Source organism: Pseudoflavonifractor sp. HNCC25GI2 (genome assembly GCF_058136395.1).
The window spans coordinates 267,056-281,346 of sequence record NZ_JBYUOW010000003.1 but is presented as its reverse complement, the minus strand read 5'-3'; the positions used below and the strand labels follow the sequence as shown (position 1 = coordinate 281,346).

The 14,291-nt window shown below is 60.2% G+C and carries 10 protein-coding genes; 8 read left to right on the top strand and 2 right to left on the bottom strand.

Annotation, left to right across the window (positions count from 1 at the left end; genetic code table 11):
* Positions 1–92: 92 nt before the first annotated feature.
* Positions 93–2,024, top strand: coding sequence for a BMP family ABC transporter substrate-binding protein (locus AC3YUO_RS06195; RefSeq protein WP_489962161.1), 1,932 nt, complete (start codon positions 93–95; stop codon positions 2,022–2,024).
* A 52-nt stretch (positions 2,025–2,076) separates the two neighbouring features.
* On the top strand, positions 2,077–2,670 hold the full coding sequence (locus AC3YUO_RS06190) for a metallophosphoesterase family protein (RefSeq protein ID WP_489962160.1): 594 nt from the start codon (positions 2,077–2,079) through the stop codon (positions 2,668–2,670).
* A 56-nt stretch (positions 2,671–2,726) separates the two neighbouring features.
* Here the strand turns inward: AC3YUO_RS06190 and AC3YUO_RS06185 are convergent, their stop codons facing one another.
* Positions 2,727–3,860, bottom strand: coding sequence for an ABC transporter ATP-binding protein (locus AC3YUO_RS06185; RefSeq protein WP_489962159.1), 1,134 nt, complete (start codon positions 3,858–3,860; stop codon positions 2,727–2,729).
* 458 nt (positions 3,861–4,318) lie between these two features.
* Here AC3YUO_RS06185 and AC3YUO_RS06180 point away from each other — a divergent pair, with 458 nt between their 5' ends.
* Positions 4,319–6,502 (top strand): alpha-galactosidase, encoded by a 2,184-nt coding sequence (locus tag AC3YUO_RS06180; protein WP_489962158.1) that lies wholly within the window; start codon positions 4,319–4,321, stop codon positions 6,500–6,502.
* Between the two features lie 14 nt (positions 6,503–6,516).
* Positions 6,517–8,217 carry a glycoside hydrolase family 13 protein gene (locus AC3YUO_RS06175; protein ID WP_489962157.1) on the top strand — a complete coding sequence of 567 codons (1,701 nt, stop codon included), beginning with the start codon at positions 6,517–6,519 and terminating at the stop codon, positions 8,215–8,217.
* A gap of 110 nt (positions 8,218–8,327) precedes the next feature.
* Here the strand turns inward: AC3YUO_RS06175 and AC3YUO_RS06170 are convergent, their stop codons facing one another.
* On the bottom strand, positions 8,328–9,374 hold the full coding sequence (locus AC3YUO_RS06170) for a LacI family DNA-binding transcriptional regulator (protein ID WP_489962156.1): 1,047 nt from the start codon (positions 9,372–9,374) through the stop codon (positions 8,328–8,330).
* Between the two features lie 268 nt (positions 9,375–9,642).
* Here AC3YUO_RS06170 and AC3YUO_RS06165 point away from each other — a divergent pair, with 268 nt between their 5' ends.
* The 4 genes from AC3YUO_RS06165 to AC3YUO_RS06150 all read left to right on the top strand — a co-directional run bounded on the left by AC3YUO_RS06165 (position 9,643) and on the right by AC3YUO_RS06150 (position 14,278).
* On the top strand, positions 9,643–11,019 hold the full coding sequence (locus tag AC3YUO_RS06165; protein WP_489962155.1) for an ABC transporter substrate-binding protein: 1,377 nt from the start codon (positions 9,643–9,645) through the stop codon (positions 11,017–11,019).
* 15 nt (positions 11,020–11,034) lie between these two features.
* Complete coding sequence (locus AC3YUO_RS06160) at positions 11,035–11,907, top strand: carbohydrate ABC transporter permease (RefSeq protein WP_489962154.1); 873 nt, start codon at positions 11,035–11,037, stop codon at positions 11,905–11,907.
* Complete coding sequence (locus AC3YUO_RS06155; protein ID WP_489962153.1) at positions 11,907–12,767, top strand: carbohydrate ABC transporter permease; 861 nt, start codon at positions 11,907–11,909, stop codon at positions 12,765–12,767. The genes AC3YUO_RS06160 and AC3YUO_RS06155 overlap by 1 nt, the downstream gene beginning before the upstream one ends.
* A 182-nt stretch (positions 12,768–12,949) precedes the next feature.
* The gene (locus AC3YUO_RS06150) at positions 12,950–14,278 is read left to right on the top strand and encodes a glycoside hydrolase family 32 protein (protein ID WP_489962152.1); all 1,329 of its coding nucleotides are present in this window, start codon (positions 12,950–12,952) and stop codon (positions 14,276–14,278) included.
* Positions 14,279–14,291: the final 13 nt, after the last annotated feature.

Below are 14,291 nucleotides of genomic sequence, written 5' to 3'. Positions count from 1 at the left end.
GGTATGCTATGGATAGAACGCAGACACCCAAAGCATAGCGGTCCGTCCGGCGCATACCCTATGGGCAGGACTTTTTGAGAGGAGGCCCTTCTGTGCCAAATCTGTATTATTACGAAGCCCTCAAACGGGGGCAAAAGGAATTCCGTTCCTGTACCGCCCGGGGCGAGTCCCCCTATCTGCCTGTTCTCAGCGAATTTGTGGGCGAGGAGCAGCTGGGGCACACCACCAACCTGGGAACCATTCTGATTCCGCTGGAGTTTGTGGTGGGTACCAAGTCCCTGGGACGCACCCAGTCCTTCTCCCGCAGCTTCATGCCTCTGATGGGCGCCAACACGGAATTTGCCGGAAAGTGGCAGCAGCTGTGCCAGGCCCACCTGGAGGAGGGCATCTGGGATCCCATCAAGGTGTGGGAGTACCGCAACCGCTTTTACGTGGAGGAAGGCCACAAGCGGGTCAGTGTTCTGAAATTCTTTGACGCCAACAGCATCAGTGCTCAGGTCACCCGGATTCTGCCCCAGCGGGACGGAAGCCGGGAAATTGAGCTGTACTATGAGTTTGTGGACTTCTACCAGTGCAGCCGAATCAACTTTCTGGAGTTCTCCAAGCCGGGCAGCTACGCCGAGCTGCAAAAGCAGCTGGGTAAACAGCCTGGCCAGGCCTGGAGCGAAAACGACCGGCGGGATTTCTCCACGGCCTACTACCGCTTTCATCAGGCCTACGAGGCCCAGGGAGGCGACCGCCTCACCTCCACGGTGGGCGACGCCATGCTGGCCTTTTTGAAAATTTACGGCTATGAGGCGCTGATGGGCAAGAGCGCCGAGGAAATTCAGACTGCGGTGGCCCGCGTGTGGGAGGAAATTACCCTCCAGCAGGAGGAGGAGCCCATTGACGTCAAGCTCTTCCCAGAGGAGGCCGAGAAAAAGAGCCCCAGTCTCTTCTCCTGGTTTTTGCCCAAGGGCGAGCAAAAGCTCCTTCGGGCCGCTTTTCTCCACGACAAGGACCCGGAGCGCTCCGACTGGACCTACGGACACGAGCGGGGCAGGAAGCATCTGGAGCGCGTCTTTAAAGACGGTCTGGAGACCACTGCTCAGTTCAACGCCATGGACGGCGACCCCCTGGAGGCCCTCCAGAAGGTGATCAGCGAGGGCAGCAACGTGATTTTCACCACCTCTCCCCTCCTGCTGCCCGCCAGCCTGCGGGCGGCGGTGGACCACCCCGAGGTCATCATTCTAAACTGCTCCCTCAACACCTCCCACCGCTACATCCGCACCTATTACGCCCGGATGTACGAGGTGAAGTTCATCACCGGCGCCATTGCCGGCGCTCTGGCCGGTGACAACCCGGTTGGTTATATCTGCGACTATCCCATTTTCGGCCAGGTAGCCGGAATCAACGCCTTTGCCCTGGGCGTGCAGCTCACCAATCCCCTGGCCCGGGTCTACCTGGAGTGGTCCTCGGTGGAGGACGCCAAGACTGCTGCTCAGCGCCTGACGGAAAAGGGGATCCGCCTCATCTCCGCCCAGGATCTGGCCCGGCGGGGCGCCCCCGGCCACAACTTCGGCCTGTCCGTCATTGAGGGCGACCACCAGGTCAATCTGGCCATGCCGGTCTGGCGCTGGGGAGTCTACTATGAGGCCATTCTCCGCCGCATTCAGGACCGCTCCTTCCAGATGGAGTACGAGGAGAGCCACAAGGCTTTGAACTACTACTGGGGGCTCTCCTCCGGTGTGGTGGATCTCCGCTGCTCCTTCCGCCTGCCGGACAGCACCCGGAAGCTGGCCGACCTGCTGCGGGACGGCATCCGAAGCGGCAGCTGCCACCCCTTCCGGGGCCCCATCTACGACCAGAGCGGCCACAAGCAGGTGGCGGAGGGTGACATTCTGGATGTGGAACGGATTATCACCATGGACTGGCTGGTGGAAAATGTGGTGGGCTCCCTGCCCGCCTACGACGAACTGAGCCCCACTGGAAAGGCCACGGTGGGCATTGTAGGCGTGGACGCCACAAAAGAAACGATCAACTGACGCTCCGTCCCGTGTGTGAGGGAACGTCCGGTGTTCCAAGGAGGAAACAATTTTGCGGATTCTGGCGGTATCGGATGAGGAATCCTCCCTCTACTACGATCATTATGTGCCGGGCAGACTGGACGGATTTGATCTGATCCTCTCCTGCGGCGACCTGCATCGGGAATACCTGGAATTTCTGGGGACTCTGTCCGGCTGCCCGGTGGTCTATGTGCGGGGTAACCATGATGACCAGCTGGAGGCCTTTCCTCCGGAGGGCTGCATCTGCGCCGAGGACCAGATTGTGGTCTGCCAGGGACTTCGGATTCTGGGGCTGGGCGGCTCGCTGCGGTACCGTCCCGGCGGAAATATGTATACCGAAGAGCAGATGCGCCGCCGGATTGCCCGCCTGCGCCTTCAGCTCTGGCGCCATCAGGGTTTCGACATTCTCCTTACCCACGCCCCCGCCCGGCACATCAACGACCTGGAAAACCTCCCTCACCAGGGGTTTCAGTGCTTCGTGGACCTGCTGGACCGGTACCGCCCCCGGTACTTTATCCACGGCCATGTCCACCTCAATTACGGCTCGGGACTTCCCCGGCGGACGGAACGGGGCTCCACCAGCATCATCAGCGCCTACCGCCATTATGTGTTGGAAATTCCATAAAAAACGGCCCGGAGCACATGCTCCGGGCCGTCTCTGTTTCGTTTTGAAGATATCTCTCAGTCCGCCAGCAGGTTCTTCTCGGTGGCGGAGTCAAAGAGGTGAATGAGGTTGCTGTGGAAGGTGAAGTTCAGCTTGGTGCCGTAGGGCACGCCGGAACGGTACTCGTCGGACAGCTCGCTGGTCTGCACCCGCATGACCAGGTTCTGCTGCTCGGCCCCCTCGCCCACGGTGCCATGGAGGTAGAACTCGCTGCCCATCAGCTCGGACACCTCCACCGTGCAGGCGATGGCCTGCTCAGGGCTGGCCTGAAGGGTAATGTGCTCGGGACGCACGCCCAGAATGATCTCAGCGCTCTCCTGGCCCTTGGCCGCCAGCTTGGCCGCCATATCCGCCGCCACAGGGATGGCGGCGCCCATGCAGCGGATCACATAGCCGTCCGCTGTCTTCTCCAGGTTGGAACGGAAGAAGTTCATCTGGGGGGTGCCGATGAAGCCAGCCACAAACAGGTTCACCGGGCTGTCAAAGACCTGCTGGGGGGTGCCGATCTGCTGGACAAGGCCGTCCTTCATGATGACAATCCGGTCGCCCAGGGTCATGGCCTCGGTCTGGTCGTGGGTAACGTAGATAAAGGTGGTGTTGATCCGCTGGCGCAGCTTGATGATCTCCGCCCGCATCTGGTTACGCAGCTTGGCATCCAGGTTGCTGAGAGGCTCATCCATCAGCAGCACCTTGGGCTCACGGACAATGGCACGGCCGATGGCCACGCGCTGCCGCTGGCCGCCGGACAGCGCCTTGGGCTTGCGGTCCAGGTACTGGGTGATGTCCAGAATTTCGGCGGCCTCATTGACCCGCCGGGCAATTTCCGCCTTGTCCATCTTCCGCAGCTTCAGGGGGAAGGCCATGTTCTCCCGCACCGTCATGTGGGGGTAAAGGGCATAGCTCTGGAACACCATGGCGATGTCCCGGTCCTTGGGCTCCACATCGTTGACCAGCTTGTCATCAATGCGCAGCTCACCCTTGCTGATGTCCTCCAGGCCGGCCACCATCCGCAGGGTGGTGGACTTGCCGCAGCCGGAAGGGCCTACCAGCACGATAAACTCCTTGTCGGCGATCTCCAGATTGAAGTCGCTCACTGCGGTTACATTTCCATCGTAGATTTTGAAGATGTGCTTCAGGCTTACAGTTGCCATACACCTTGGCCGTGACCTTCCCGCCTCCGCGAAAAGGCCTTCCCGCCCGGGAGCAGAACCCGAACAGGTTTACGGCAGGTCTCCACACTGCCGCACCGCCGGCCGGCGGTCCTTTTCCTCCTTCTCTGGGCCCCGCATGGCTATTGGAAATGGAGTAGCCAGGGGAAGCCGTACTTTGTCAACCTGGCTGGGCGCAGTCCCGCCGCCGGGCCGCTCCAGTCACCGCCCAGGTCATCTTGCCTATGATTTAACAACGGTTTTTCAAAATAATCAAGAGAAATCTTGCCTTTGAAAACTTTTTTGTAGGAATGATGAAACCGGTTCCATTTTTTTGGCGATTATAAACAAAGCTTTGCCGCAACCTGTATTTGGTCTGGAAAAATGGTTCTGATGTGATACAATAGGCTCGACAACCGCCATGGGCGGCTTAGATTTTACGCCGGAAGGATGACCCTCCCATGATTCTATATGACGCTTCGCAGCGTACCATTACGCTGAACACCCACCGCACCAGCTACCAGATGAAGATTCACTCCACTGGGGTGCTGCTGCACACCTACTACGGTCCGCGCCTCCGGGGCGGCGACCTCTCCCGGCTCATCTGCCCGGAGGACCGCGGCTTCTCCCCCAATCCAGATGAGGTGGGGCTGGACCGCACCTGGTCCCTGGACACCCAGCCCCAGGAGTACTCCTCCAGCGGCGTGGGCGATTTCCGGCTCCCCTCCCTGGAGGCGGATCTGGAAAACGGCAGCCACACCGCGGATTTCCGCTACGTCCGCCACACCATTCAGGAGGGCAAGTACGCCCTGGAGGGTCTGCCTGCCTTCTACGGCGAGGGCGTCACTGCCCAGACCCTCACGGTGGAGCTGAAGGACTGCTGCAGCGGTCTGACGGTGGAGCTTCTTTACGGCGTGCTGGAGGAATATGACCTCATCACCCGGGCCGTCCGGGTACGCAACGACGGTTCCGCCCCGGTGCGGCTCACCCGGGTGGCCTCCGCCTGTCTTGACTTCCCGGTGGGGGAGCACGACTTCATCACCCTGGGTGGGGCCTACGCCCGGGAGCGTGAGCCGGTGCGGGCCACCCTCACTCAGGGCACGCACACCGCGGGCAGCGTGCGGGGCTCCTCCAGCCACCAGCAGAACCCCTTCTTCGTCCTCTGTGACAAAGATACCACCGAGGACGCCGGCCGCTGCTGGGGCATGGCCCTGGTCTACTCCGGCAACTTCCTGGCCTCTATGGAGCACACCCAGTTCCACGAGACCCGGATGACTCTTGGCATCCACCCCTTCCACTTCTCCTGGCTGCTCCAGCCCGGCGAGACCTTTACCGCTCCGGAGGCGGCCATGGTCTTCTCCGCCCAGGGTCTGGGACACATGAGCCGTCTGTTCCACAAGGCCATCCGCCTCAACCTGTGCCGGGGACCCTGGAAGGACCAGCGCCGCCCCATTCTCATCAACAACTGGGAGGCCACCCTCTTCCACTTTGACGCAGACAAGATTTACTCCATCGCCAAGGCCGCCAGCCAGGTGGGCGTGGAGATGATGGTGATGGACGATGGCTGGTTTGGCGAGCGCAACGACGACTTTGGCGGACTGGGCGACTGGAACGTCAATGAGAAGAAGCTCCCCGGCGGTCTGGCCCCCCTGGCGGAGCGGATCCAGGGGCTGGGCATGAAGTTCGGCATCTGGGTGGAGCCGGAGATGGTGAATGAAAACTCCGAGCTCTACCGTGCCCATCCCGACTGGGCCTTCCAGGTACCCGGCCGTCCCGTCACCCGGGGCCGGTATCAGCTGGTGCTGGACCTCACCCGGGAGGAGGTAAAGCAGTACGTGCTGGGCAACCTGCGCGCCATGCTCAGAAGCGCCCCTATCTCCTATGTCAAGTGGGACATGAACCGCAGCCTCACCGACGTGTGGAGCGCCGGTCTGCCCGCCCAGCGCCAGGGCGAGGTGTACCACCGCTTTGTGCTGGCGGTATATGAGATTCTGGAGGCCCTCCACCAGGAGTTCCCCGACCTGCTCATCGAGGGGTGCAGCGGCGGCGGCGGACGGTTCGACTGCGGCATGCTCTACTACACCCCCCAGATCTGGTGCTCCGACAACACCGACGCCATGGACCGTCTGCGCATCCAGTACGGCACCTCCTTCTGCTACCCCTGCGCCTCCATGGGCGCCCACGTCTCCGCCGTGCCCAACGGCCTCACCCACCGCTCCACTCCCTTCCACACCCGGGGCGTAGTGGCTGCCGCCGGCACCTTCGGCTACGAGCTGGATCTCAACGAGCTGTCTCAGGAGGAGCTTGCCCAGGTACGGGAGCAGATTGCCGCCTTCCGCACCGACTGGGAACTGGTCATGCGGGGAGACTACTACCGTCTTAGCGACCCCTTCCGCCCGGAGGACAGCTTCTGCGCCTGGATGCACGTCTCTCAGGACCGGAGCCACGCCCTGGTGGGCCTGGTCCAGACCCAGCGCCACGCCAACCCGGTACGGCCCCTGCTGCGGCTCAAGGGGTTGGATCCGGAGCGCGACTACCGCATCGACGGCCAGATTTACGGCGGCGACGAGCTCATGTACGCGGGACTGCCCCTTCCCTTCCTGGATGAGTGTCAGGCGGTTCAGTATCACATTGAGGCAGTGTAAGGGAGGTCATCGACATGAACAAGGCATGGTGGAAAGAGAGCGTCATCTACCAGATTTACCCCCGCAGCTTCTGCGATTCCAACGGAGACGGCATCGGCGATCTGCCCGGCATCACCAGCAAGCTGGACTACATCAAGGAGCTGGGCGTCAACGTCATCTGGCTCTCCCCGGTGTACCGCTCCCCCAATGACGACAACGGCTACGACATCAGCGACTACCAGGCCATCATGGACGAGTTCGGCACCATGGAGGACTTCGACCGCCTGCTGGCCGAGGCCCACGCCCGGGGACTGAAAATTGTCATGGACCTGGTGGTCAACCACACCTCCGACGAGCATTCCTGGTTTGTGGAGAGCCGTCAGTCCAAGGACAGCCCCAAGCGGGACTTCTACATCTGGCGGGAGGGCAAAGACGGAAAGGAGCCCAACAACTGGGGCTCCGCCTTTTCCGGCCCGGCCTGGACAAAGGACGAGGCCACGGGGATGTACTACCTCCACTGCTTCTCCCCCAAGCAGCCCGACCTGAACTGGGACAATCCCCAGGTCCGCCAGGCGGTGTTTGACATGATGACCTGGTGGTGCGACAAGGGCATCGACGGCTTCCGTATGGACGTCATCTCCATGATCTCCAAGCAGGAGGGCCTGCCCGATATGCCTACCGGAGGTGCCCCCTACGCCTCCTGCAATCTGGGCTGCTGCAACGGCCCCCACGTCCACGAGTACCTCCAGGAGATGCGCCGGAAAGTGCTCTCCCGCTACGACCTGCTCACCGTGGGCGAGTGCGCCGGGGTGACCATCGACCAGGCCAAGCAGTACGCCAATGCCCAGGGCACCGAGCTCAACATGGTGTTCCAGTTTGAGCACGTGGATCTGGACGGCGGCGACGCCATTCTGGGCAAGTGGAGCACCCGGAAGATCGATCTGGTGGCCCTGAAAAAGCTGCTCTCCCGGTGGCAGAACGAGCTGGACGGGGTGGCCTGGAACAGCCTCTACTTCTGCAACCACGACCAACCCCGCATCGTCTCCCGGCTGGGGGACGACTCTCCCCAGTGGCGGGAGCGTTCGGCCAAGTGCATCGCCACCTGCCTGCACATGATGCAGGGCACCCCCTATGTCTACCAGGGAGAGGAGCTTGGCATGACCAACGTGCCCTTTGGCCCCATTGAGAATTACCGGGACCTGGAGTCCATCAACGCCTACCATGACCTGACCGCCCGGGGCGTGCTCCCCGCCGGGGAGCTGCTGGAGGCCATCGCCTACAAGAGCCGGGACAACGCCCGGACCCCCTTCCAGTGGGATGACTCCTCCAACGCCGGTTTTACCACCGGCACCCCCTGGATCATGGTCAACCCCAACTACACCCAGATTAACGCCAGGGAGCAGCTTGGCCGGGCGGATTCCGTCTTCCGCTACTACCAGAAGCTTATCGCTCTGCGCCGCACTTCCCCCGACCGGGACCTCATCGTCTACGGCAGCTATCAGCTGATTCTGCCCGACGACCCCCAACTTTTTGCCTACACCCGCACCCTGGAGGGTAAAACGCTCCTGGTGGTGTGCAACCTCTCCGGCACCCCGGCTTCCTTCGTTCCCCCGAAGGAACTGGCCGGTCAAAAGGCTCGCCTCCTCATCGCCAACTGGGCGGAAGCTCCCGCCGCTCCCGGACCCATGACCCTGGAGCCCTGGCAAGCCGCTGTCTGGGCACTGGATGCAAAATAAAACACAAAATGACGCCCCGGGATTCCTGCGTGATCCCGGGACGTCATTTTGTTCCGCTGTGTTTCCTTGTCATACCGTCAAAGGAAATGTCATAAAATGAGACAAGCTTCTCAGGTATCCGCGCTCCGTCCTTCCGTGGACTCCCGGCGGATGAGAACCGGATCGATGATCTTGTGTACCGGCTTTTTGCCCGGGTGGAACCGCCCCTCTTTCCGGGCATTGATCTGCTCCACCACCAGGCGCACCGCCTCCTGGGCCAGCTTATCCACCTGCTGTCCCACCGTACTGATGGGGATGATGGCCTCCCGGGATGCCGGGGAGTTATCAAAGCCCACAATGCGGTAGTCCTCGGGCAGATGCCCGTACTTCCGGAACAGCAGATTCAGAAGGGTGCTGGCCAGGGTATCGTTGGAGAGGAAAATGCCCTTCTTCTGGCCCTGGTACTGCTCCTCCAGGGTGCTGATAATATCCTCGAGAATGGCCTGGTCCTCCTCGTGGGAGCGGTCCACCGGGCGGAACATGACCTCATGCCGAAGCCCATGCTCGCTGCAGTAGTCCTGAAAGCCCGTAATTCGTCCATAAGCCGGAATATGGGGATCCGTGGGCGAATTGATATGGATGAGTACGTCGCAGCCGTGCTCGTCCAGCAGCCCCGCAGCCTGATAACCGCCGGAATAGTTGTCCGTATTGACGCTGCACACCTGGCTGTCCTCACGTTCCATCGTGACAATGGGGATCTGCAGCTGGGCCAGTTCCTCCGAGGAGATGGTGTGGCTGAGGACCAGCATTCCCTCGATCTGATAGGCCATCAGCTCCTGAATGTACCGCCGCTCACTCTCCTCATTCCGGTTGCCCACGAACACCAGAAATTTATAGCCGTAGGTCTCATAAGTGGAGAGAATCTGATTGAGGACCTCAGAGAAGAACCGGTGGTAAAACTCCGGCAGGATAATGCCGATAAACTCCGTCTGGCCGTTGGCCAGGATGCGGGCCACCTTGTTCTCTTTGTAGTCTAGCTTGGCCAGCGCCTCGGAAATAATCCGCTGGCTCTCCGGTGCCAGGGAATCCGGGTTGTTGAAATACCTGGAGATGGTTGTCTTGGAAAAATTGGTGTACCTTGCGATGTCATCGAAGGTAATCTTCTTTTTGGATTCCATAGCAGTGCCCCTGTTCCGCCGGCATTTTCCGCGCCGGGCATGTTTTCGCCATTATATCAGAAAGGACGCAATTGCACAACCACAAGGGCTTCCCCCGTCCTTGTGAAATGTGTATAATTGTGACCAAAGCAAATCAGCTATTATTTACAAAGTTCGGTTATTTGCCCACAAACGATTGACGTATCCGTTCACAAAGTGTTAATATAACCCCAAAGTAACCGGTTCCATCTTGTGTTTTGTTGATTTTTTAGGAGCAGGAGGATTGATCATGAAAAAAGCGATCGTATCCGTGCTGATTGTGGTTGTGGCGCTGGGCGCCCTGACCGCAGCAGCTGTCAGCGGAGTCCGGTTCGGGTTTGCAAGCAATCCGGACGACCCCAACCAGGTGGATGAGGCGGAACCCATTGACACCTCAGTTGACACCTTCCGGTATGATCCCTCCCTGGAGGGGACCAGCATCACGCTGCTCAACTCCAAGGCTGAGATCCAAAACGCCCTGGTGGAGATGAGCGCGGAGTTCGAAAAGAAGTCCGGCGTCCACGTGGAGGTCATGCCGGTCACCGACGGCGACTCCCCCTACACCAAGGTTGTCAGCCTCTACAACTCGGGCAATCCGCCCACCATGTCCATCCTGGACACCACCGACGTCATCGCCCTGGCCGAGGAAAAGGCGGCCGACCTGTCCAACGAGGCCTGGCTGAAGGAGGCTGAGGGCTACCTCACCGAGGTCAACGGCAAGGTATATAGCTTCCCCCTGTGTATCGAGGGCCGCGGCATTATCTACAACAAGCAGGTCATCGAAGACACCCTGGGTGAGACCTTCGACCCCGCCTCCATCCGGACGCTGGACGACTTCGTCGCCCTGCTGGACCGTCTGGTGGAGGCCGGCATGGAGCACCCCGTCTCCCTGGCCATGGAGGACTGGTCCCTGGGTGCCCACCACCTGCAGTACATCTATGAGACCTACGACGGCACCTCTGCCGGAGCGGCTGAGGTTATTGAGCAGATTAAGGCTGGTCAGCTGGATCTCACCACCTACGACCGTATGTCCCAGTTCCTGGATATGTTCGATGTGCTGATGAAGTACAATGTGGCCGCCAGCGACCCCCTGGGCGCCGACTACGACGAGATGGCCATCGACCTGGTGGACGGCAAGACCGCCTTCTGGTTCAACGGCAACTGGGCCTGGCCCAACCTGGAGGACGCCGATGCGGAGAAGGATGACGCGTACGGCTTCCTGCCTTACTTCATGAACAACGACCCCGACGACTTTGTGAACTGTCAGATTCAGGCCTCCCCCTCCAAGCAGGTGATGCTGGACGGCGTGGTGGCTACGGAGAAGCAGCTGGCCGCTTCCAAGGAGTTCCTGAACTGGATCGTTTACAGCGAAATCGGCCAGCAGATGCTGGTCAAGACCTGCAACATTATTCCCCCCTTCCAGAATAACCCCTATGAGCCTTCCGATCCGCTCAGCCGTGACATCTACAATCACGTGCACGACGGAGCCGCCTTCAACGCCTCCGCCATCGTCCCCAACGACCATTGGTCCGTCCTCGGCGCCGCCATGCAGAAGTACCTGGCCCAGCGCAGCGATCGAGCTGAGCTCATCGCCTCCATCGAGGACTACTGGGCCCAGCAGCAATAAGGAGGAGGAGCTGAAATGAAAAGAAAAAGCGGAGGGAAAGATTTCTGCGGCTTCGCGCTGCCCGGTATGTTCTGCTTCTTTGCCGTGGTCATCATCCCATTTCTTTACGGCGTGTATCTCACTTTGACGGACTGGAACGGCGTGTCTTCCGTCAAAAACTTCGTGTGGTTTGACAACTTTGCCAGCGTGCTGAAGGACACCCAGTTCTGGTCCTCCCTGCTGCTGACCTTCAAGTACGTCATCTTTGTGGTCATTATCGTCAATGTGCTGGCCTTCGGCATCGCTTACCTGCTGACCCGCGGCATCAAGGGCCAGAACTTCTTCCGGGCCGGCTTCTTCACCCCCAACCTCATCGGCGGCCTGGTTCTCGGCTACATCTGGCAGTTCGTGTTCTCCCGCGTGTTTGTGGGCGTGGGCGAGGCCACCGGCTGGAGCCTCTTTGAGAGCTCCTGGCTGTCCGACCCCAGTCTGGCCTTTGCCGCTCTGGTGCTGGTCTCCGTGTGGCAGCTGTCCGGCTACATGATCCTCATCTACGTGGCCGGCTTTATGGGCCTTAACCAGGACGTGATGGAGGCCGCCAGCATTGACGGTGCCACCGGCTGGGTGAAGCTGAAGAGCATCATCCTCCCCCTCATGATGTCCTCCATCACCATCTGCCTCTTCCTCACCCTTTCCAGAGCCTTCATGGTGTACGACGTCAACCTCTCCCTGACCGCCGGTGCTCCCTACGGCACCACGGAAATGGCCGCCATGCACGTGTATGAGAAGGCCTTCACCTCCCGTCAGTTCGGCGTAGGCCAGGCGGAAGCCCTCATTCTGTTCGTCATCGTAGCCATCATCAGCGGCATCCAGGTGTATATCACCAAGAGACAGGAGGTCGAGGCATAATGAACAACTCTTCCATCGGCGGCACCAAGCGCAAGGTAACCAACGCCCTGGCTATGGCCGGCCTCATCATCATCTTCATCGCCTACATGTTCCCCTTCATCATGGTGGTCATCAACTCCATGAAGGAAAAGCGGGACATCATCAAGAGCCCCTTCTCCTGGCTCTTCACCATCAAGGGCCTGTCCTTCGACAACTTCGTCAAGGCCTTTACCCAGATGGACTTCCTCAACGCCTTTAAAAACTCCCTCATCGTCACCGTCTCCGCCACCGTTCTGGTGACCCTGCTGGCCGCTATGCTGGCCTATTACATCGTCCGCCACAACAACAAGTTCTCCAAGCTTACCTTTGCTCTCATGGTAGCCTCCATGATCATCCCCTTCCAGGCCATCATGATTCCCTTGGTGAGCATCTACGGCGGCACCCTCAACGTACTGAACCACCGCATCACCCTGATCTTCATGCACACCGGCTTCTCCATGGCCATGTCGGTCTTTATGTTCCATGGCTTTATTAAGGGCAACATCCCCATCGCGTTGGAGGAGGCCGCCTACATCGACGGCTGCACCCATGCTCAGACCTTCTTCAAGATCGTTCTGCCCCTCCTCAAGCCCATCATCTCCACCATGGTCATTCTGAACTCCCTGGCCTTCTGGAACGACTACCTCCTGCCCTCCCTGGTGCTCACCGATAAGGAGCTGCTCACCCTGCCTCTGTCCACTTACAGCTTCTACGGCACCTACTCCGCCGACTACGGCACCATCATGGCAGGCCTTCTGCTGTGCGTCATCCCCATCCTGATTCTGTATGTCATCCTCCAGAAGCAGATCATCGGCGGCGTAGTATCCGGCGCGGTGAAATAAGGACTGTCAAAACCGCTCCCGGTGTGATACAATTCATGTTTGCATGGAGGCCATCCACCCTGTCGGCATGGGGCCGGCAATGCAGCCTATTCATCGGGAGCCTCTGCTAAGGGGCTCCCGATTTTTATGGAGCGGCGGAACACAGCCTATGCAAAGACCAGCAAGATATGGAGTGAACCACATTGACCGAAGATATTCTGCACCTGCGGGCACCGGGAAACTGGATTAACGACCCCAACGGTTTTATCTACTATAAAGGGGAATACCACCTCTTTTACCAACATTTTCCCTACGCCCCCCGCTGGGGCACCATGCACTGGGGCCATGCGGTCAGCCGGGATCTGGTCCACTGGAAGCACCTGGGTGTCGCCCTCTTCCCCACCAAGGACTACGACCAGAATGGTGTGTTCTCCGGCAGCGCTCTGGAGCTGGATGGCCGGATGCATCTCTACTATTCGGCGGTACGCTATACCCAGCCCAAGCCGGAGGACATCCACATAGCCGAGGGTGACCAGTTTGAAACCAGCCAGGCTATGGTGGTCTCCCCCGACGGGCGGCACTTTGACAACTGGACCGATAAGCAGCAGATTATCCCGGTAATTACAGACCCGGACCAGGGTGACCGGAAGGACACCCGGGACCCCAAGGTGTGGAAGGAGGGCAGCTCCTACCGCATGGTGCTGGGCAGCACCTGCGGGGGCACCATGGGGCGCGTTCTCTTTTACCGCAGCGAGGACGGACTCACCTGGACCTACGCCAACCAGTACGCCGCCCCGGAGCTGGGAAGGATTCTGGAGTGCCCCGACCTGGCTAAGCTGGAGGAGGGCTATCTGTTCTTCGGCTCCCCCATGGGCATTACAGCGGACGGTCTGGCCTATTCCGATCAGGCCATGTACGCCCGGGCGGAGTTTGACCCGGAATCCTGCCGGATGACCCTGGCGGAGCCCCTCTCCTTCCTGGATTACGGCCTGGACCTCTACGCCCCCCAGAGCACCCTGGATGAGGCGGGCCGCCGGGTGTTGGTGGGCTGGATGCGGATGCCTCAGCCCGCTCCCGACTTTGGGGATGGCCGCGGCCCCTGGAACGGCATGATGAGCCTGCCCCGGGTGGTGGAAGTGCGGGATGGCCGGGTTTGCTTCCCGGTACACCCCAACGTGTCCGCCTGCTTTACAAAATCGGTTTCCGACCTCTCCCCCCTGGCGGACCACCGGCCCGTCCGGCTCCAGACCACACTCCGGGAAGGGGACTGCCTAAACCTGGGCGGCTACCGCATTCGCATGCGGGACGGCCAGGTGGAGGGCGACCGCAGCGACGTATTTGCCGGGCTCTCCCAGGTCCGACTCACCGCCCGGAGCCCCCGGCTGCCCGAGGGCAGCTGCCGCCTGGACATCTTTGTGGACCCCAACCTAATTGAAATTTTTATTAACGAGGGACAATACGTACTCAGTCACGTGGTGTATGATCTCGGCTCCCAGCTGGAGGGCCGTTTTGATGCCATTGATACCCTCTGATTCTTATCTTCTT